A 19,234-nucleotide genomic window follows, 5' to 3' on the forward strand; every position below is an offset into this window, starting at 1 on the left:
GGGGAAGGCGGCGCGTGCGCTCAGCGACGCGCTGCCTCCGACGCCTGGGTGGCGAAGGTGATCTGCGACAGGCCCGAGCGGCGCGCCGCTTCCATGACCGAGATCACCGCCTGGTGCGGCGCCGTGGCATCGGCGCTGATGATCAGCACGCTGTCGGGGCGGCCCTGCGCCAGCACCGCCAGGCCCTGGGTCAGCGCGGCCACTCCGGTATCGGCCAGCGCGGCCTTGTTGATGGAATAGCGCCCGTCCGCGGCCACGGAAACGATGATTTCCTGTGGGCGGTTGCGCTGCTGCTCGACGTTGGCGACCGGCAGAGTGAGCTGGATCTCGGTGAACTTGCTGTAGGTGGTGGACAGCATCAGGAAGATCAGGATCACCAGCAGCACGTCAATGAACGGGATCAGGTTGATCTCGGGCTCGTCGCGGTGGCGGGGACGGAAGTTCATCGGGCCGGCCCTGCCTGTCACTTGCGCAGGCGCGACAGATGGCGCACGAACTGTTCTGCCGACAACTCCAGCGCCAACAGGTATTCATCGACCCGTCCGCGGAAGTAGCGCCAGAAGATCAGCGCCGGAATGGCCACGATCAATCCGAAGGCGGTGTTGTAGAGCGCGATCGAGATGCCGTGCGCGAGCTGCGCCGGGTCGCCCGTGCCCGTGGTCGAGGCGCCTTGCGAGCCGAAGATCTCGATCATGCCGATCACCGTGCCCAGCAGTCCCAGCAGCGGCGCGGCCGAGGCGATCGTGGCCAGCGCGCTCAGGTATCTCTCCAGCCTGTGCGCCGCGGCGCGGCCCGCGCCCTCGACGGACGCGCGCAGTTCTTCCTCGGAGGCGTTGGGGTGCACGTGCAGCGTGCGCAGGCCGGTGGCCAGCACCTCGCCGAGCACCGAGCTTTGCGCCAGTTGCTGCACCACGTCGGGCGCGGGCACGCCGCGCGATGAAACGGCCAGCGCCTCACTGAGCAGCTGCGGCGGTGCGACGCGCGCCGTCTTGAGCGCCATGAAACGTTCGAAAACCAGCGCCAGCGCCAGGATGGAGCAGGCAATCAGCGGCCAGATGGGCCAGCCTGCGGCTTGTATGATCGACAGCAATTACTCTCTCCACGCGATGGTTGCAGCCCGGGATTATGGCCTAGCGTGCGCCGCGCGCGTGCGGGTATCTTTAGAAAGCGTCTTGCCGTATGTATGATTTTTCCGAGCTGCCGCCACGGCCCACCGTCTGGGGCGTGGGTGCGCTGTGCCGGGCCGTGGCCGATGCGCTGCAGGCGCGCTTCAACCCCGTCACGGTGCGCGGCGAGATCACCGGCTTCTCGCGCGCCGCCAGCGGGCACTGCTATTTCAGCATCAAGGATGCGCAGGGCCAGATCCGCTGCGCGATGTTCAAGCGCGCGGCGCAGCAGCTCGACTTCTCGCCGCGCGATGGCGAGCTCGTCGAGCTGCGCGGCAAGCTGGGCATCTACGAGCAGCGCGGCGACCTGCAGCTGATCGTCGACAGCCTGCAGCGCGCTGGGCAGGGCGCCTGGTTCGAGCAGTTCCTGCGCCTGAAGGCCCAGCTGCAGGCCGAGGGCCTGTTCGATGCCGAACGCAAGCGCCCGCTGCCGGCCATGCCGCGCGGCATCGGCCTCGTCACCTCGCCGGGCGCGGCGGCGCTGCACGACGTGGTGACGGCGCTGCGCCGGCGCGTGCCGCACATTCCCGTGGTGCTGGTGCCGGCGCTGGTGCAGGGCGCACAGGCGCCGCAGTCGCTGCGCGAGGCGCTGGCGCAGCTCTACCGCATGGCGCAGGAGGAGCCGACCGGGCAAAGACCGGCGATCGATGTGATCCTGCTGGTGCGCGGCGGCGGCTCGATCGAGGACCTGTGGGCCTTCAACGACGAACAGCTCGCGCGCCTGATCGTGCAGAGCCCGGTGCCGCTGGTCAGCGGCGTGGGGCACGAGACCGATTTCACCATTGCCGATTTCTGTGCCGATCTGCGCGCGCCCACACCCACGGCGGCGGCCGAGATGGTCTCGCTGCCGCGCGACAGCTGGCTGGCCGAGCTGGCGCAGCAGGCGCGGCGCCTGCAGGCCGCGGCGCAGCGCCATCTCGACCGCCACCAGCAGCGCCTGGACCATGCCACGCAGCGCCTGGGCCGCCCCTCCGGGCAGATCGGCCGCAACCAGCTGCAGCTCGCGCGCAGCGCCCAGCGCCTGCGCCATGCGCTGCAGCTGCGGCTGCAGCAGCAGGACCACCAGCTGGCGCAGCGCGCGCAGCAGCTGCCCCAGGGCCTGCTGCGCGGGCTGGAAAGCCAGCGGCGCCGGCTGGAGCGCGCGGCGCTGCGCCTGGAGCTGCTCGATCCGCGCCATGCGCTGCAGCGCGGCTATGCATTGCTCACGGATGCCAACGGGCAGGCCGTGACGCGCGTGGCGCAGGCCCGCCCGGGCGACGCGCTGCGCGCGATGCTCACAGATGGCGACATCGATCTCACGGTGGTCCAGCCGCGGCTGCTCTGAGGAAGCCGCACCACAAAAAACGCGCTGCCGGTGCCGGACTCCTGCGAAACATGCGGGCGCCCCGGCAAATGCGCTCCGGTTCTTTCTACAATGGCTGTTGCGGCACCGCACCCTGCAGTGCAGCGGCCCGTGCCCATCAGCCGTGCGAGCGGCCAGGCCCGGCCTGGCATGCGAGAAATTCAAACCACCACAAGGAACCACGATGGAACATACCCTGCCACCCCTGCCTTACGCGATCGACGCCCTGGCACCGCACTACAGCCAGGAAACGCTGGAGTACCACCACGGCAAGCACCACAACGCCTATGTGGTGAACCTGAACAACCTGCAAAAGGGCACCGAGTTCGAGACCATGACGCTCGAGGAGATCATCAAGCGCTCGTCCGGCGGCATCTACAACAACGCGGCCCAGATCTGGAACCACACCTTCTTCTGGAACTGCATGACGCCCAACGGCGGCGGCGAGCCCACCGGCGCGCTGGCCGATGCCATCAACCAGAAGTGGGGCAGCTACGCCGCCTTCAAGGAATCTTTCGTGAAGTCGGCCGTGGGCAACTTCGGCTCGGGCTGGACCTGGCTGGTGAAGAAGGCCGACGGCTCGGTCGACATCGTCAACACCGGCGCCGCCGGCACGCCCCTGACGACCGACGACAAGGCGCTGCTCACAGTGGACGTCTGGGAACACGCCTACTACATCGACTACCGCAACCTGCGCCCCAAGTTCGTCGAAACCTTCCTCGACAAGCTGGTGAACTGGAAGTTCGCGCAAGCCAACTTCGCCTGATTGCGACCGGCAGCGCAGGCTGCCGCTGCCATTCGAAGGCCCGAGCGCCAAGCGCCGGGCCTTTTTTGCGTCCGCTGCTGCGGAGGATGCCGGAAATACCCAAGTCTTATACAAGACATGGCAAAAAAACAGTTGGCTCAGGTTAGAATTTTTGCATTGTGGGAACCAGTTGCAAAATATTTTTGGAACAGTTTTCGCAGGACGCGCACAATGCCCAAGGTTTGGCGCCAGGCCGGCGGCCCGACCACCCTTTTCACTACCCCTGAGACAAGAGATGAGCACCCAGCAATCCACCATCATCTACACGCTGACCGATGAGGCGCCGCGCCTGGCCACCAGCGCTTTCCTGCCGATCGTGCGTACCTTCACCGCACCCGCGGGCGTCAACGTCGAGACCAGCGACATCTCGGTGGCGGCACGCATCCTGGGCGAGTTCCCCGATTTCCTGACCGACGAGCAGAAGGTTCCGAACAACCTCGCCGAGCTGGGCCGCCTCACGCTGCTGCCGGACACCAACATCATCAAGCTGCCCAACATCAGCGCCTCGGTGCACCAGCTGGTCAGCGCGATCAAGGAACTGCAGGGCAAGGGCTACGCCGTGCCCGACTATCCCGAAGATCCCAAGACGGAAGAGGAAAAGGCCATCCGCCAGCGCTACTCCAAGTGCCTGGGCTCGGCCGTGAACCCGGTGCTGCGCGAAGGCAATTCGGACCGCCGCGCGCCTGCCGCCGTGAAGAACTACGCGCGCAAGAACCCGCACAGCATGGGCGAGTGGAGCATGGCTTCGCGCACCCACGTGGCGCACATGACCAAGGGCGACTTCTACCATGGCGAGAAGTCGATGACGCTGGCCAAGGCCTGCGACGTCAAGATGGAACTGGTCACCGCCAGCGGCAAGACGCTGGTGCTCAAGCCCAAGGTGTCGCTGCTGGCCGGCGAGATCATCGACAGCATGTTCATGAGCAAGGCCGCGCTGTGCGACTTCTATGAGAAGCAATTCGAAGACGCACGCAAGACCGGCGTCATGCTGTCGCTGCACGTCAAGGCGACGATGATGAAGGTCTCGCACCCGATCGTCTTCGGCCACGCCGTGCGCATCTTCTACAAGGAAGCCTTTGCCAAGCACGGCAAGCTGTTCGACGAGCTGGGCGTGAACGTCAACAACGGCATGGTCAATCTCTACGACAAGATCGAGTCGCTGCCGACCTCGAAGAAGGAGGAGATCATCCGCGACCTGCATGCCTGCCACGAGCACCGTCCGGAGCTGGCCATGGTCGATTCGGCCAAGGGCATCACCAACCTGCACGCACCCAACGACGTGATCGTCGATGCCTCGATGCCGGCCATGATCCGCATCGGCGGCAAGATGTGGGGCGCCGACGGCAAGCCCAAGGACACCAAGGCGGTCATTCCCGAGTCGACCTTTGCCCGTATCTACCAGGAAGTCATCAACTTCTGCAAGACCAACGGCAACTTCGATCCCGTGACCATGGGCACCGTGCCCAACGTGGGCCTGATGGCGCAGCAGGCCGAGGAATACGGCTCGCACGACAAGACCTTCGAGATCAGCGAAGCCGGCGTGGCCAACATCGTCGACCTGGCGACGGGCGAAGTGCTGCTGTCGCAGAACGTCGAAGCCGGCGACATCTGGCGCATGTGCCAGGTCAAGGACGCCGCGATCCGCGACTGGGTCAAGCTGGCCGTGACGCGCGCGCGCAACTCGGGCATGCCGGCCGTGTTCTGGCTCGACCCCTACCGCCCGCACGAAGCCGAGATGATCAAGAAGGTCGAGGCCTACCTCAAGGACCACGACACCAAGGGCCTCGACATCCAGATCATGTCGCAGGTGCGCGCCATGCGCTACACCCTCGAGCGCGTGATCCGCGGCCAGGACACCATCTCGGTGACCGGCAACATCCTGCGCGACTACCTGACCGACCTGTTCCCGATCATGGAACTGGGCACCAGCGCCAAGATGCTGTCCATCGTGCCGCTGATGGCCGGTGGCGGCATGTACGAGACCGGCGCCGGCGGCTCGGCTCCCAAGCACGTGCAGCAGCTGGTGGAGGAGAACCACCTGCGCTGGGATTCGCTGGGCGAGTTCCTGGCGCTGGCCGTGTCGCTGGAAGATCTGGGCATCAAGAACGGCAACGCCAAGGCCAAGCTGGTCGCCAAGACCCTAGACGAAGCCACGGGCAAGCTGCTGGACAACAACAAGAACCCTCGTCCCAAGTCCGGCGAGCTCGACAACCGCGGCAGCCAGTTCTACCTGGCGCTGTACTGGGCCCAGGCCCTGGCCGAGCAGACCGAAGACGCCGAGCTGGCCGCGCATTTCGCGCCGCTGGCCAAGCAGCTGGCCGAGAACGAGGAGGCCATCGTGCAGGAGCTGCTGGAAGTGCAGGGCAAGCCGGTGGACATCGGCGGCTACTACCAGCCCGAGCTGGACAAGCTGGATGCCGTCATGCGCCCGAGCCAGACCTTCAACAAGGCGCTGGAATCTGCACAGGCCTGATGCCTGACGCCCCGCCTGGCGCGGGGCCATTTGAAAAGGCCGGAGCTCCCTTGGGGGGGGGGGCTGCGGCCTTTTGCGTTGGCGGTCAGCGGCTGACGAAAGGTGCGCCCGTGAGCCTGGCGCCGGCGCCGATCTTCTTCTGCGCGAACCAGCCCTGGTTCATCTCCAGCACATAGCGCACCGGCTTGGCCGAGCAATGCGACTGCTCGCTCTGCGGCTGCATGTCGGCCAGGTTGACGATGGTGCCGTCGTCGGCGACGAAGGCCGCCGTGAGTGGCAGCAGCGTGTTCTTCATCCAGAAGCACTGGCGCCCGGGCTGCTCGAACACGAACAGCATGCCTTCGTGCGCGGGCATCTGCCGGCGATGCATCAGCCCGGTCTGGCGCTCGCCGAAGGACTGTGCCACCTGGGCGTCGATGCGGTACATGCCGGCGCGCAGCTCGGTGCGCGGCAGATGCAGCTGCGGCGCACCCTCCAGCGCATGGGCCGAAGCGCCGCCGCCCAGCCATGCCGCCAGGCACAGGGCGGCAAGGGAAAGCGCCGCGCGGCGCGGGCGCTGCGTGCGCAGCAGGGGAAGGCGGGCAGTGGAAGCAGGCATGGTTTAGAGGGTCCGGACGATGCAGGGGAGGGCGCATGTGCGAGGCAGCGCGCCGGCTTCGAGCTTAGCGCAGTCTCATCGACCCTGCAGCGCAGGAATTCGGCCGGCTGTCCTGCGCCGAGATGGTGCAAACGGGCTTGGCTCTGTCGTTAGAATCATCGGGCCATTTCCGCTGAACGCCCTCAGCCCCATGACCGGAGAAATTTGCCCATGACCAGCTACCAGCATATCCAGGTGCCCGCCCGAGGCCAGAAGATCACGGTCAACGCCGACATGTCGCTGAACGTGCCGGACGAGCCCATCATTCCCTATATCGAGGGCGACGGCACGGGGCAGGACATCACGCCGGTGATGCTCAAGGTGGTGGACGCGGCCGTGGCCAAGGCCTATGGCGGAGCCCGGAAGATCCAGTGGATGGAGGTGTTCGCGGGCGAGAAGTCCACGCGCATCTACGGCCCCGATGTCTGGCTGCCCGACGAGACGCTGCAGGTGCTGCGCGAGTATGTGGTCTCGATCAAGGGGCCGCTCACCACGCCCGTGGGTGGCGGCATCCGCTCGCTCAACGTGGCGCTGCGCCAGGAGCTCGACCTCTATGTCTGCCTGCGTCCGGTGCAGTACTTCAAGGGCGTGCCTTCGCCGCTGAAGGAGCCGGAGAAGACCAACATGGTGATCTTCCGCGAGAACTCCGAAGACATCTACGCCGGCATCGAATACGAGGCCTGCAGCGACAAGGCGAAAAAGCTCATCGATTTCCTGGTGCAGGAGATGGGCGTCAAGAAGATCCGCTTTCCCGAGACTTCGGGCATCGGCGTCAAGCCGGTGTCGATCGAGGGCACCGAGCGGCTGGTGCGCAAGGCGATCCAGTACGCCATCGACAACGACAAGCCCAGCGTGACCATCGTGCACAAGGGCAACATCATGAAGTTCACCGAGGGCGGTTTCCGCGACTGGGCCTATGCGCTGGCGCAGAAGGAGTTCGGCGCGCAGCCCATCGACGGCGGGCCGTGGTGCAAGTTCACTAATCCGAAGACCGGCAAGGACATCGTGATCAAGGATTCCATTGCCGACGCCTTCCTGCAGCAGATCCTGCTGCGCCCGGCGGAGTATTCGGTGGTGGCGACGCTCAACCTCAACGGCGACTACATCTCCGATGCGCTGGCGGCACAGGTCGGCGGCATCGGCATCGCGCCTGGCGCCAACATGTCGGATTCGGTCGCGTGTTTCGAAGCCACCCATGGCACCGCGCCCAAGTATGCGGGCAAGGACTATGTGAACCCGGGCTCGGAAATCCTCTCGGCGGAGATGATGCTGCGCCACATGGGCTGGACCGAGGCCGCCGATCTGGTGATCCGTTCGCTGGAAAGAGCCATCCTGAGCAAGCAGGTGACCTATGACTTCGCGCGGCTGATGGAGGGGGCGATCCAGGTATCGTGCTCCGGGTTTGGCGAGGTGATGATCGCGCAGATGGATTGATGCCACGCCGCGGCGTGCCGAAAGAAGTTTTGCCTGCCAACGCGCCAACAGCCTTTTTGTTTCGCGCAGGGCGCGAGCTGCGCAAAGTCTGTGCTACAATTCCTCCATCGACGCAGGGTTTGCAGTGATGCTTCCCCGGCGTGAAGAATTACCGCGCGATGGAGCAGTCTGGTAGCTCGTTGGGCTCATAACCCAAAGGTCGGAGGTTCAAATCCTCCTCGCGCAACCAACCTGATTCGGCTTCGGCCGGAACCCAAAAAGCCCAGCTTTGCTGGGCTTTTTGCATTGCGGCATCGGGCGCTTGCCCGATGGCTTGCAGATCACTCCGCCGGATCGGGTGCCTTGGGCGACCTGCCGGCGTTGAACCGCTGCCTGAAACCCGCGCCCGCGGGATAGGCCGGGCGGCGCACGCGCATGATCGAGCCGATCGGCCGATGGGCTTCAAGGCCGCGCCAGGGGTTGAAGGACAATTCGTTGTCCTCGGCGGGCGAGCGCGCGTTGTCCCAGGAGGCCTGCGCCGGCACGGTAAGAATCGCTACGGGCACATGCGGCGAGAGCCCCTCGGACCATTCGACCGAGGCATCCTCGATGGGCATTTGCTGCAGGTCCACGCACAGCTGCGCGCGCAGCTCCCAAGTGCCGCCCTGCGCGGCAAAGTAGCTGCTGACGGCATCACGCAGCGCGTGGGTGCTCTGCGACAGGTCCACGGGCGCACCCTTCAGCGCGGTGAGCTGCGGCGCCGCGGGCGCCAGCGACAGCTTGGCCATGTAGGGTCCCATCAGCAGCGGCACCTGCGTGAAATAGGTCTCGCCCAGCGGGTTCGTCGCCGGGTGGCCGCCCATGGCCTTGAGCGTGGCGCTCTCGCCGCCGGCTTTCTCCACCACGGTCTCGATGGCGCGCAGCGCGGCCGACAGCAGCTTCTTGGCGTTGGGCGCCTTGTCGGTGGTGGCCGCCAGCAGCTTCAGGCTCTTGAGGAATTTCCTGGCCGTCGGCGCGTTGAAGACCGGGCCGTTGACCATCAGGAAATCCTGCTCCTGCAGCCCATCGGCCGGGTCCAGGCGCGCGCCTTCGGTCTTCAGGATCTTGAGAGCCACACCGCGCGGCGTCGAGACCTTGTCGTCGAGCAGATCGCCGGGCGTGCTGGACATGCGCAGCGTCACGGGATGCGTGCCGGGCCTGGCGAACAGGCCCTGCGCGAAGGTGTCGGGCAGGGGCAGTATCTCCAGCGTGCCGTGCAGGATGCCGTGCGTCTTGGCGTGCACGCTGCGAAAGGCGTGCCCTTCGTCCCTGGCCACGGTCTCCCTGATGCGCTGCATGGCCTCCATCAGTTCCCGGGTGGTCTGCGCCTCGTCGTCTTCGAGGGATTCATACTCCGGACGGTAGGCCAGGGGCTGGCGGGGTGCGGTGGTTTCGTTCATGGCGGCTTTCGTAGGGCGGGGGGATCAGGCCACGGCGCTTTTGACGCGCACGGGAATGTTCTTGGCCGCGGGCACGTGGCTCCCGTGCGCATGGTGCTGCAGCGGCAGCAAGGGGTTGCACTCGGGAAAATAGCCGCCGACGCTGCCGCGCGGCAGGTCGTAGGGCACCACGCGCAGGCCTGCCAGCTCGCGCCGGTGGCCGTCGTGTGCGACCGTCGTCACGTGCGCCATGTCGCCTTCGGCCAGGCCGCGCGCGCGCATGTCGTGGGGATGCATGAAGAGCACCCGGCGCGTGCCCCAGACGTTGCGGAAGCGGTCGTCGAGGCTGTAGATGCTGGTGTTGAACTGGTCGTCGCTGCGCAGCGTCATCAGCCGCAGCACGCTGGGATCGCTCTCGTGCTCGGTGGGTGGCGGCACGATGAATTGCGCCTTGCCGCTGTCGGTTTCCCACCTGCGTTCGCGCGCCGCGTTGGGTTTGGGCAGGCCGCCGGGGTCGCGAAAGCGCTGGTTGAAGCCCTGGAACACATCGGGCCAGGTGGCTTCGATGGCGTCGCGCACCTTGGCGTAGTCGGCTACCCAGTCGTTCCATGGCACCCGTGGGTTGGGTGGCAGGCAGGCCTGGGCGATGGCGGCGACGATCGCGGCCTCGGAGCGCAGGGTGGGCACGGCAGGCTCGGCCACGCCATCGGAGGCATGGAAGCACCCGGTGGAATCCTCCACCGCGACGGTCTGCGCGCCACCGGCCTGTTGGTCTATTTCGATGCGGCCAAGGCAGGGCAGCAGATAGGATTCGCGCCCTGGCACCACATGCGTGAAGTTCAGCCGCGTGGCCACATGCACCGTGAGATCCAGGCCGGCCCAGGCAGCCGCCAGGCGCTGGCTGTCCGGCGCGGCGCGCAGGAAGTTGCCGCCCAGGCCGACGAAGGCACGCACCGAGCCGTCGATCACGCCCTCGCAGGTGGCGACCGTGTCGCGGCCCCTCTCGCGCGGCGGCTCGAAGGCATAGAGCTCGGCCAGCCTGTCGAGCGGCGCCAGCTCGGGCTTCTCGGTGATGCCCACGCTGCGCTGGCCCTGGACGTTGGAGTGGCCGCGCACCGGGCAGATGCCCGCGCCGGGCCGGCCGATGTTGCCGCGCAGCAGCAGCAGATTGCTCAGCATCTGGACGTTGGCCACGCCTTCGCGGTGCTGGGTCAGGCCCATGCCATAGATGCCCAACACCGCCGTGGCATGGGCATAGGTCTTTGCAGCGCGCTCGAGCGCGTCGCGCGGCAGGCCGCTTCCGCGCTCGATGGCGCTCCAGTCGGCGGCGCGCATGGCTTGCGCAAAGGCCCCGAAACCCTGCGTATGTTCCGCGATGAAGGCCGCGTCCAGCACGCGCGCGCCGCCCCGGGCCTGCGCGATGTCGTCAGCTTCGATCAGCCATTTGCACAGGCCGGTGAGGGCGGCGAGGTCGCCGCCGTTGCGCACCTGCAGGTACTGGGTGCTGATGGTGGTCTCGCCCGGCGTGAGCATCTGCGCGGGCGACTGCGGATTGGCGAAATGCACCAGGCCCACTTCCTTGAGCGGATTGAAGGTGACGATGGGCACGCCGCGCTGGCGTGCCTCCTGCAGCTGGTGCAGCATGCGCGGGCTGCTCACGCCGACGTTCTGGCCGAAGAAGAAGATGGCATCCGTCTGTTCGAAGTCGTCGAGCCGCACCGTGCCCACGGGCACGCCAATGGTCTCGGGCAGCGCCACCGAGGTGCTCTCGTGGCACATGTTGGAGCTGTCGGGCAGGTTGTTGTTGCCATACAGGCGCGCCAGCAGCTGGTACATGTAACTGGCCTCCAGCGAGGCACGGCCCGAGGCGTAGAACACCGTGGCACGCGGGTCGGCGGCGCGTTGCGCGGCCAGCGCCCGGCCGATGCCGGCAATGGCTTCGTCCCAGCTCACGGGCAGGTAGCGGTCGCTGTCCGCGTCGTAGCGCAGCGGCTCGGTGAGTCGCCCCGCACCCTCGAGCTCCAGCTCGCTCCAGCCGCGCAGCTCGGCCAGCGAGTGCCTGGCGAAGAATTCGGGTGTGGCGCGCTTGTCGGTCAGCTCCCAGGCCGTGGCCTTGGCGCCGTTCTCGCAGAACTCGGCCAGATGGGGTTTCGCCGGCTTGGCCCACGCACAGCCCACGCAGGCAAAGCCACCTGGCTTGTTCTGCTTGCGCAATGCACTGGCGGTCGCCAGCGGCGCGCCGTCGCGCATGAGGCTGATGCCCAGCGCCTTCACGGATCCCCAGCCGCCGGCGGGATGCGGGTAGGGCGGCACAGGCGACGTGGGCGTTTTGGCGTTCATGTTGTGTGAAAGTGAGATAAAGACAAGCAAATGTCCATGGCTTCTCACACAGGAGCCGTCGTCCTCGCCTGCCGGGTAGCGTAGGAGACCGCGCCTTTGCGCGCTTTCAATTCTCGCCGGGCAGCCAGTCGAGCGTATAGAAAAAGCGCTTCCACGCCGGATCGGTGCTGAGCGCCGCCTGGCGCACCTGCTGCCTGAAAAGATCGATGAACAGCGCGGCGGCATGGCTGGCCGACTCGTGCGCGCGCCGCACGATGCCCACCTCGTGGTGTGCGAAGCGCTCCTGCAGGTTCAACGCAATGAAGTCGCCATTGAAGTTCTCGGTTTCCAGCAGCGGCCAGGGCCAGAAGCTCAACATGTCCACACGCTTCATCAGCGACAGCGCCAGCCAGCCCGAATGCGCCAGCTGGATGCGCTCGTGCGGCGGTGTCAGGCCATGCTTGCCAAACAGGTCCTGCATGACGCTTTCGTTTTCCAGCTGGCCGTGGCTGAGTATCCAGTCGCTTTGCAGCAGCTGCGCCAGCGAGCGCGCGTGGGCCTGGGGATGCTGCGCCCGCGCCACCACCGTCATCTCGTAGCGGAACAGCGCTTCGGCCTGCAGCCCCTGCATGGTGTGCGCCGGGCCGATGCGGCCGATCATCAGGTCCAGTGTGCCTTCGCGCAGCCGCGGGTAGGTGAGAGCGGCAAAGCCGTCGACGAATTCCAGTCCCACATGCGGCAGCGCCTTCCTGAAAGCCGAAACGACCGGCGCCAGCAGCGTTTGGCCGACCCAGGGCGTGACTCCCACCGCCAGCCGGCGCTCGGCGCCGGCCTGCCGGTGGCGCTCCAGGTTTTCCTGCGCCCGGCCCACCTGCCCGACGATGCTCCTGGCCTGCTCCAGCAGTTCCTTGCCGGCCGCCGTGAACTGCACGCCGCGGCCCCGGCGCTCGAGCAGCATGACTCCGGTGCCAGCCTGCAGTTCCCCCAGCCCCTGCGTGACCGTGGCCTGCGCCAGGCCCAGCGAGCGCGCTGCGGCCCGGATGCTGCCTTCGGCGCCCAGCGCCACCAGATAGCGCAATTGAGTGAGTGTCATGAGGCGACCTTATCACCGCGGTAGACAACTGAATGGTGGTTCCTGTCATTGAACGGCTTTGCCTATCTATAGCAAACAAGCATCGATGCATACACTTAAAACATGCATCCCCTACCTGAATTCGCACTGGCAGACAAAGTCCTGCCGGCCATCCAAGACACCGCCGCCGAGATGGTGCGCTTGCGCCATGACATCCATGCCCACCCGGAGCTGGCTTTCGAGGAGTTCCGCACCGCCGATCTGGTCGCTGAGAATCTGGCCCGCTGGGGCTTCAGCGTGCACCGCGGGCTTGGCGGCACCGGTGTCGTCGGGACGCTGAAGCGCGGCACGAGCCCGCGTGCCATTGGCATCCGCGCCGATATGGATGCGCTGCCGGTCCACGAGGAAACGGGCCTGCCCTATGCCAGCCGTAATGCGGGCAAGATGCATGCATGCGGCCATGACGGCCATACCGCCATTCTGCTGTCCGCTGCGCGCGTGATCGCCCAGTCGACGGATTTCGACGGCACCGTGCATTTGATCTTCCAGCCCGCAGAGGAAGGGCTTGGCGGCGGCCGGCATATGGTCGAGGACGGCCTGTTCGAGAAATTCCCCTGCGACATGGTCTTCGCGCTGCACAACATGCCGGGTTTCCCGGTGGGCAGGTTCGGCTTTCTCGGCGGCTCGTTCATGGCGTCTTCCGACTCCGTGACGGTGACCGTGCAGGGCCAGGGCGGGCATGGCTCTGCGCCGCACCAGGCGGCCGACCCGGTCGTGGCCGCGGCCTATATCGTGGTGGCGCTGCAGACCATCGTTTCCAGGAACACCGACCCACGCGAGATGGCGGTGGTGAGCGTGGGCGCGATCCACGGCGGCAATGCCCCGAACGTGATCCCCGATAGCGTGCAGATGCGCCTGACGGTGCGCGCCTACCGCCCCGAGGTGCGCCAGCGGCTGCGCGAGCGCATCACCGAGGTGGTCCAGGCGCAGGCCGTGACGCTCGGGGTGCGTGCGGAAGTCGACTACCACTGGCGCTATCCGGCGCTGATCAACGACCACGCCGCCACGGAGCTTGCGCGCAGCGTGGCCGCCGACTGGCTGGGCGAGGAGGCCTTGATCCCGGACATGCAGCCGCTCACCGGCAGCGAGGATTTCTCCTTCATGCTGGAGCAGGTGCCCGGCTGCTACCTGATCGTCGGCAACGGCGAGGGCGGCCATCACAGCACCGGCGGCTGCATGGTGCACAACCCCGGCTACGACTTCAACGACGCGATCCTGCCCATTGCCTCGAGCTACTGGGTGCAGCTGGTGCGGAGCTTCCTCGCGCCTGCCGCCTGATCCCTTTCTTCCTTGGTGACCCCATGAACCTCACACGACGCACCCTGCTTGGCGCCCTGGCTGCCAGTCCCCTGGCCCTGCATGCCCAGACCGCGTGGCCCGCGGGCCGGCCCATCAACATGGTGGTGGGCTATGCGCCCGGCGGCTCCGTGGATCTCGCCTGCCGCGCGACGGCCGATTACCTCGCAGCCAAGCTGCCGGGCGCGATCGTCACCGTGGAAAACGTCTCCGGAGCGGCCGGCGTCATTGCCGCGCAGCGCGTGTCGCAGGCGCCGGCCGACGGCTACACGCTGATGGTCGGCTCGAGCAACGAGTTCTGCGCCACGGCGCATGTCAACCCGGCGCAGAAATACGATCCCGTCAAAGGCTTCACCCATATCGGCATGGTGTGCGATTCGCCGGTGCTGTTCGTCGCCAGCCCCAAGCTGGGCGTGAGGAACATGGACGAGTTCCTGGCGCTGGTGAGGAAGCACCCGGGCAAATACAGCTACGGCAGCTCGGGCGTGGGCTCCACGCTGCATTTCGCCGGCGAGCTGCTGAAAAAGCGCGGCAACCTTTTCATGAGCCATATCCCCTACCGCGGCACCGCGCCGCTGCTGACCGATCTGGTGGGTGGAAATCTGGACTTCGCGATGATCACGACCACGGCCGCCAATTCCTTTGTCGCCAATGGCCGCCTGGTGGCATTGGGTGTCACATCGGCGAAGCGCAGCCCGGCGGCGCCCAATGTGCCGGCCATTGCCGAGCATCCCGCGCTTTCCGGCTACGAATTGACCGGATGGCTCTCGCTGGCCGCGCCGCGCGGCCTGACGGAGGAGATTGCCGAGCGGCTGCGCATTGCCCTGCGCGCCCGGCTGCAGGATCCGGCCTACCGCCGCCGGCTCGAGGACGGCGGCCTGGTGCCTGCGACGGGCAACGAGGATATCTCCGCCGTCATCCAGCAGGATGGAAAGAAGTATGCGGAGCTGGTGAAATTCGCCAATATCAAGGATTGATGGGGAGAGGCGACAGCCTGGGCAGGGCCTGCGCCTGACGCCGCTTCAGTGGGCCGGCGACTCCACGTGCACGCCGATGCCCACCAGGCGATCACTTTCTCTGAATTCCGAAACTGCGGAGTGACAAGCTGCTGCAAGTGGCGACATACGCCTAGGACCACTGTGGCATAGGGGTGCTGCGCACATGCCATTCATGCATATGCATCGGCGCACCGGCCGTCTGGCTGACAGCCACCGAACCGGGAGCGAAGTCGCGCAGTGCGACCTGGGACTGGGTTTGCCATGCCCCCAGGCCCGTGGCAATGTGCGTGTCCAGGCCTTGCAAGGAAATGGCGCAGGGTGGAAGTGGCGATGCGTGTTGGAAGTCCATGACCGGCTATGCAGGGAATGTGATCCTGCAAGTGTCCGCTTTTCATCCTGTTGCCGACGTCATCCGGTACTCCCGGCCGCTGTAGGAGCCTGCGCCATTGCAGTCCGGCTGATCTGGCGCGACAGGCGGCGCGCCAGTCGCACTGTGCTTCAGCCGTGCTGCGCGCGCAGCCAGTGGTTGTCCAACTGGATCGTACCCAGTTCGGCGGGTGCCAGGCTTGCAAGCTGCCCTGCAGCGTCGAGCCCTTCGGCCTGATCGCCACCACCGACCCACAGCTGCGGGCCCGTGGGCGACGCCGCCAGCGCGTAGGCGCCCGGCAGCGCATGCAGCCCTTGCCAGGCAATCTGCGCCCCCGGCGCACCGGGGCCGAACAGCGCCACGCCATCGACGCGCGGGCAGCTGACGGCAAAGCCGCGGCCGGTGAAGGCGATATCGCCGCCATAGCCATTGAGCGCTTGCGGCGCCGGCACCGCGCGCAGCGCCTCGCCGTCGAACACCGCCAGCACCGGCGCCTGGCGCTTGGCTTCGGCATCATCGTGCTCGGCCTGCAGCGCCACGCCGAGCCAGCGCCGCGCCGCGCCCGGGCGCAGCGCCTTGCCCCAGGCCAGATGGCGCAGGCTCAGGCGCGGATCGTCCAGCTTCCACAGGCCCAGCGTTTCGCCCTGCGATTGCGGCGCGAGGCGTACCACAGAGGAGTCCATGTGGTCCAGACGCAGCTTGCGCCGGCCGGTCTCGGGCTGGGTCGGAATGCCGCCATTGGCCACGATCAGGCTGCCGTCGCCGTCGAGCAGCAGCTGGTGCGGGTCCATGCCGCCGGTGCGCCATTCGGCCACCTTCTCCAGGCTGCGTGCGTCGCGCACGCCGATCAGGCCCTGGCTGTCGGCGAGATCGGTTTCGGTGGTGTAGATGTGGCGCCCGTCGGCACTGGCCAGCACATGGCCGTTGAAGACGCGGTCGGCTTCGATCCACAGCCACTGCGGCTCCTGGCCGGGATGCCAGCGCACCAGCCAGTCGCCGGGCCGGCGCGCCACGGAGACGATCGCGCCCGATGGCTCCTGCAGCAGGGCATGGGCGCGCGTGGGCACTTCCAGGGTGTGCAGCGGGCGCAGTTGCGGCTTGCTGGCGGTAGCGCTTGACCAGGCCAGCTGGCCGATATGCTGCTGGCCGCTGGCTTGCCAGGCGGCAATGAAGCGGGGCAATGTTGAATTGTCGGCGCGGATCTGCGCGCTCGCGGCCAGCGGGAACGCTGGCAGCATCGACCAGCCCAGTGCCTGCAGCAGCCACTGCCTGCGGTGCATCGATTCACCCATGGCTCAATCTCCGTCGGCGTCGGAAAAGCCGATATTGACTTCAAGCGCCGGCGCCACCTGGTCCTGCATCTGCTGCTTGACCTGATTCAGCGCACGCACCGCCTTCAGCACCGCCTCGCTGTCGGTCGAGGCCAGCTGCGCCATCGCCTGGTCCGCGGCCTGCACTGCATCGACCCACTGCTGGGCCAGATCGTTGAGCCCGCGGCCGCGCAGATAGAGTTCGATGGGCACGATATCCTTGCCCGGCACGGGCACGGCACCCGCGCGGTGCACCGCCAGCGCCTGCAGCGCCGCCCATTGCGCGCGCCATGATTGCAGGCTGGTCTGGCTGGCGCTGCGCGCGAAGTCGGGGGCTGCGGACTTGCCCTGGCTGCGCACCGGCTTTTCCATCTGTGCCCAGCGCAGGCGCTCGAGTCCGCCGATCCACTGGTTGATGAACTCGGCCATCAGCGTCGGCGCGGCTGTGGAGTCCTCCTCGTCCCAGGGCGTTTGCGCCAGCCGGGTAAAGGCCTGCTGCAGCGCCTGCGCTTCCGACTGGACTTCGCGCGCTGCCATCAGCGCGTAGCTGCAGGCGGGCGTGTTGGGCGCCGCCGGTTCGGTCCACAGCAGCCATTCCAGCGCCGGGAAACCCTTGGCCGGCGCACCCACGCGCTCCATGCCGCGCAGGTCCGTGGGGGCGGTGGCGATGGCCTTGCGCACGGCCGCCGGACGCAGCGGCTGGAAGTCCAGCAGACGCATCGAGCGGCGTTCGACCAGCGGCCCCAGGGCGACCGCCGACAGCCGCTCCCAGTCGGTGGCGGCGGCGCGCCAGCGCTGCTGCACGGCGCCGATCGAACCCTGGCCCGCGCAGTACTGCTGCCAGCCTTCGACCAGTGCCTGGGCGCTGCCGGCAAACGCGGCGGCGTTGGCGTTGTACCACTGGCTGGTGAGCCCGGCGCTCAGGTGCACGGGAGTGTAGAAGGGCAGCGCCACCTCGGCATAGGCCGCAGGGATGCCCTGCGCCGCGGCGGGCGCAAGCGTGGCGGCCGCGAGGGCCAGCGAGGTGCAGGCCCAGGCCAGCGGGCGGAGGGCGGTATGCAGCTTGTGGTTCATGGGATTGCGGTTCAAAGCGATTCGAGAAAGCGCACCAGCGCGTCGCGCTCCTGCGCATTGAGTTGCAGCACCGCGTCGCGCGAGGCGCTGGCCTCGCCGCCGTGCCAGAGCACGGCTTCGAGCATGTCGCGCGCGCGGCCGTCGTGCAGCAGCCGGCTGTGGCCGTTGACGGCCTTGATCAGCCCCAGGCCCCACAGCGGCGGCGTGCGCCACTGGTTGCCGTCGGCCAGGAAGTCGGGCCGGCCGTCGGCCAGATCGGGGCCCATGTCGTGCAGCAGCATGTCGGTGTAGGGAAAGATGACCTGCCCCGACAGCGCCGGGCTGCTCAGGCGCGGAAAAAGCGGCTCGCCGGTGACATAGCTGGGGCGGTGGCAGGCCGCGCACTGCGCGCGCTCGAAGATCTTCTGGCCCTGCAGCACCTGCGGATCGGTGGGGTCGCGGCGCGCCGGCGGCGCCAGGGTGCTCTGGTAGAAGATCACATCGTCCAGCGTCTTGTCGTCGATCTCCACGGCCTGGCCCTTGGCGCCGCGCGGCGCTTCCAGGCAGTCCTTCTGGGGAGCGGTGCAGGATTCGTTGGGGAACAGCCGCGAGGTGATGCCGATGTCACCCTGGAACGCCGAAGCCGTCTGGTGCGCCAGGCTGGCGACATTGGCCTTCCAGCCGAAGCGACCGGGCAGCATGGCATTGGCATAGCTGTCCCAGACCAGGTTGACCTTGCCGCGCACCGGGCCGCCCGCAGCCTCCTGCGCGCGCGCGTTGGCCTCGAGTTCGGCCGCGGGAATGGCTTCGAGCAGGCCCAGGCCGATCACCTGCGGCGCGATGCGCGGGCTGAACTGCGCGTCGGGCGCCAGCGGACCATAGCCCAGCTCGCGCACTGAATAGATGGGTTTCTCCAGTTCGTAGGGCGTGCCGTCGGCGAACTTGCCCTTGATGGTCTCGTAGCGGATGTGCAGCCGGCCCTCGGCGCGCACGCCGTCGACGGCCTGGTCGTTGAGCTGGTCTCCATAGGTGGGCTCGAGCGCCGGCCCGCCCAGCGGATTCTTGCCGGGCACCGAAACGCGCATCAGCAGCCCGGCCACGTTGCGCGGCGCCAGGCCGTTGTGGAAGTCGGGCGGCTGCGCGCGGCCGTCCTGCACGTGGCAGCCGCCGCACGAGCGCGCCAGGAAGTGCGGGCCCAGGCCGTCGCGCGCCGTGGTCGACGCCGGCGCCTGCACCCAGTTGCGCTTGAAGAAGGAATTGCCGATGACGAAGCGCGTGCGCTCGGCATCGCTGAGGTTGGCGGCGGGAAAGGAGAAGGCGTTGCGCCCGGTGGCATACACCGTGGTGTTGCCGCCGGGCAGGTGCTCCGCCGGCGTGGCAGCGATTGGCGCCGCTGCGGTGGCGGCAGCCGCTTCGGTCTTGGGTTGCGCCAGAACCTGCGCGGCCAGGGCCGCTGCCAGGCTGCAGGCCAATAGCAGCCCGCCGGTGGATTTCTTCATGCTGGG

Annotated in this window: 15 protein-coding genes and 1 tRNA gene; 7 read left to right on the forward strand and 9 right to left on the reverse strand. The window is 67.4% G+C overall.

Translation table 11 applies throughout. The features are described 5' to 3' along the window. Positions 1–20 precede the first annotated feature (20 nt). Complete coding sequence (locus M9799_RS15795; protein WP_231042270.1) at positions 21–446, reverse strand: ExbD/TolR family protein; 426 nt, start codon at positions 444–446, stop codon at positions 21–23. A 17-nt stretch (positions 447–463) separates the two neighbouring features. Beyond that, on the reverse strand, positions 464–1,090 hold the full coding sequence (locus M9799_RS15800; protein ID WP_231042271.1) for a MotA/TolQ/ExbB proton channel family protein: 627 nt from the start codon (positions 1,088–1,090) through the stop codon (positions 464–466). 89 nt (positions 1,091–1,179) lie between these two features. Here M9799_RS15800 and xseA point away from each other — a divergent pair, with 89 nt between their 5' ends. The 3 genes from xseA (at position 1,180) to M9799_RS15815 (ending at position 5,786) form a co-directional block, all read left to right on the forward strand. Next, on the forward strand, positions 1,180–2,490 hold the full coding sequence (gene xseA / locus M9799_RS15805; protein WP_231042272.1) for an exodeoxyribonuclease VII large subunit: 1,311 nt from the start codon (positions 1,180–1,182) through the stop codon (positions 2,488–2,490). Between the two features lie 202 nt (positions 2,491–2,692). Further along, on the forward strand, positions 2,693–3,274 hold the full coding sequence (locus M9799_RS15810; protein WP_231042273.1) for a Fe-Mn family superoxide dismutase: 582 nt from the start codon (positions 2,693–2,695) through the stop codon (positions 3,272–3,274). 274 nt (positions 3,275–3,548) lie between these two features. Then, a complete protein-coding gene (locus tag M9799_RS15815) occupies positions 3,549–5,786 on the forward strand; it encodes an NADP-dependent isocitrate dehydrogenase (RefSeq protein ID WP_231042274.1) in 2,238 nt (745 codons plus the stop codon). A gap of 85 nt (positions 5,787–5,871) precedes the next feature. Here the strand turns inward: M9799_RS15815 and M9799_RS15820 are convergent, their stop codons facing one another. Further along, positions 5,872–6,384, reverse strand: a complete 513-nt coding sequence (locus tag M9799_RS15820; RefSeq protein WP_231042275.1) for a DUF192 domain-containing protein — start codon at positions 6,382–6,384, stop codon at positions 5,872–5,874. 210 nt (positions 6,385–6,594) lie between these two features. Here M9799_RS15820 and icd point away from each other — a divergent pair, with 210 nt between their 5' ends. Together icd and M9799_RS15830 are read left to right on the forward strand one after the other, a co-directional pair. Further along, entirely contained in the window at positions 6,595–7,857 is a 1,263-nt protein-coding gene (gene icd / locus M9799_RS15825) for an NADP-dependent isocitrate dehydrogenase (RefSeq protein ID WP_231042276.1), read from the forward strand. A 152-nt stretch (positions 7,858–8,009) separates the two neighbouring features. Then, a tRNA-Met gene (locus M9799_RS15830) sits at positions 8,010–8,086 on the forward strand. A 91-nt stretch (positions 8,087–8,177) separates the two neighbouring features. Here the strand turns inward: M9799_RS15830 and M9799_RS15835 are convergent. The 3 genes from M9799_RS15835 to M9799_RS15845 form a co-directional block, all read right to left on the reverse strand. Further along, entirely contained in the window at positions 8,178–9,275 is a 1,098-nt protein-coding gene (locus tag M9799_RS15835; RefSeq protein ID WP_231042277.1) for a catalase family protein, read from the reverse strand. Between the two features lie 24 nt (positions 9,276–9,299). Next, positions 9,300–11,594 (reverse strand): FdhF/YdeP family oxidoreductase, encoded by a 2,295-nt coding sequence (locus M9799_RS15840; RefSeq protein WP_231042278.1) that lies wholly within the window; start codon positions 11,592–11,594, stop codon positions 9,300–9,302. A gap of 106 nt (positions 11,595–11,700) precedes the next feature. Further along, positions 11,701–12,666 carry a LysR family transcriptional regulator gene (locus M9799_RS15845; RefSeq protein WP_231042279.1) on the reverse strand — a complete coding sequence of 322 codons (966 nt, stop codon included), beginning with the start codon at positions 12,664–12,666 and terminating at the stop codon, positions 11,701–11,703. Between the two features lie 102 nt (positions 12,667–12,768). Here M9799_RS15845 and M9799_RS15850 point away from each other — a divergent pair, with 102 nt between their 5' ends. After that, entirely contained in the window at positions 12,769–13,983 is a 1,215-nt protein-coding gene (locus tag M9799_RS15850; protein WP_231042280.1) for a M20 aminoacylase family protein, read from the forward strand. Positions 13,984–14,006: 23 nt separating this feature from the next. Further along, a complete protein-coding gene (locus tag M9799_RS15855) occupies positions 14,007–14,978 on the forward strand; it encodes a Bug family tripartite tricarboxylate transporter substrate binding protein (RefSeq protein WP_231042281.1) in 972 nt (323 codons plus the stop codon). A gap of 519 nt (positions 14,979–15,497) precedes the next feature. On the opposite strand, the gene M9799_RS15860 is transcribed toward M9799_RS15855, so the two are convergent. The 3 genes from M9799_RS15860 to M9799_RS15870 are packed head-to-tail and all read right to left on the reverse strand — an operon-like array spanning position 15,498 to position 19,228. After that, positions 15,498–16,658, reverse strand: a complete 1,161-nt coding sequence (locus tag M9799_RS15860; RefSeq protein WP_231042282.1) for a DUF1513 domain-containing protein — start codon at positions 16,656–16,658, stop codon at positions 15,498–15,500. A gap of 3 nt (positions 16,659–16,661) precedes the next feature. Next, positions 16,662–17,750 carry an imelysin family protein gene (locus M9799_RS15865; protein ID WP_231042283.1) on the reverse strand — a complete coding sequence of 363 codons (1,089 nt, stop codon included), beginning with the start codon at positions 17,748–17,750 and terminating at the stop codon, positions 16,662–16,664. Between the two features lie 11 nt (positions 17,751–17,761). Then, positions 17,762–19,228, reverse strand: coding sequence for a di-heme oxidoreductase family protein (locus tag M9799_RS15870; RefSeq protein ID WP_231042284.1), 1,467 nt, complete (start codon positions 19,226–19,228; stop codon positions 17,762–17,764). Positions 19,229–19,234: the final 6 nt, after the last annotated feature.

It is taken from the genome of Comamonas endophytica (assembly GCF_023634805.2).
Lineage (GTDB): Bacteria > Pseudomonadota > Gammaproteobacteria > Burkholderiales > Burkholderiaceae_C > Comamonas > Comamonas endophytica.

What these genes read in the sequence shown, in the direction of transcription:
- M9799_RS15795 (WP_231042270.1), bottom strand. Translation starts at nt 446, where the DNA reads ATGAACTTCCGTCCCCGCCACCGCGACGAGCCCGAGATCAACCTGATC.
- xseA (WP_231042272.1), top strand. Translation starts at nt 1,180, where the DNA reads ATGTATGATTTTTCCGAGCTGCCGCCACGGCCCACCGTCTGGGGCGTG.
- M9799_RS15810 (WP_231042273.1), top strand. Translation starts at nt 2,693, where the DNA reads ATGGAACATACCCTGCCACCCCTGCCTTACGCGATCGACGCCCTGGCA.
- M9799_RS15815 (WP_231042274.1), top strand. Translation starts at nt 3,549, where the DNA reads ATGAGCACCCAGCAATCCACCATCATCTACACGCTGACCGATGAGGCG.
- M9799_RS15820 (WP_231042275.1), bottom strand. Translation starts at nt 6,384, where the DNA reads ATGCCTGCTTCCACTGCCCGCCTTCCCCTGCTGCGCACGCAGCGCCCG.
- icd (WP_231042276.1), top strand. Translation starts at nt 6,595, where the DNA reads ATGACCAGCTACCAGCATATCCAGGTGCCCGCCCGAGGCCAGAAGATC.
- M9799_RS15835 (WP_231042277.1), bottom strand. Translation starts at nt 9,275, where the DNA reads ATGAACGAAACCACCGCACCCCGCCAGCCCCTGGCCTACCGTCCGGAG.
- M9799_RS15840 (WP_231042278.1), bottom strand. Translation starts at nt 11,594, where the DNA reads ATGAACGCCAAAACGCCCACGTCGCCTGTGCCGCCCTACCCGCATCCC.
- M9799_RS15845 (WP_231042279.1), bottom strand. Translation starts at nt 12,666, where the DNA reads ATGACACTCACTCAATTGCGCTATCTGGTGGCGCTGGGCGCCGAAGGC.
- M9799_RS15850 (WP_231042280.1), top strand. Translation starts at nt 12,769, where the DNA reads ATGCATCCCCTACCTGAATTCGCACTGGCAGACAAAGTCCTGCCGGCC.
- M9799_RS15855 (WP_231042281.1), top strand. Translation starts at nt 14,007, where the DNA reads ATGAACCTCACACGACGCACCCTGCTTGGCGCCCTGGCTGCCAGTCCC.
- M9799_RS15860 (WP_231042282.1), bottom strand. Translation starts at nt 16,658, where the DNA reads ATGGGTGAATCGATGCACCGCAGGCAGTGGCTGCTGCAGGCACTGGGC.
- M9799_RS15865 (WP_231042283.1), bottom strand. Translation starts at nt 17,750, where the DNA reads ATGAACCACAAGCTGCATACCGCCCTCCGCCCGCTGGCCTGGGCCTGC.
- M9799_RS15870 (WP_231042284.1), bottom strand. Translation starts at nt 19,228, where the DNA reads ATGAAGAAATCCACCGGCGGGCTGCTATTGGCCTGCAGCCTGGCAGCG.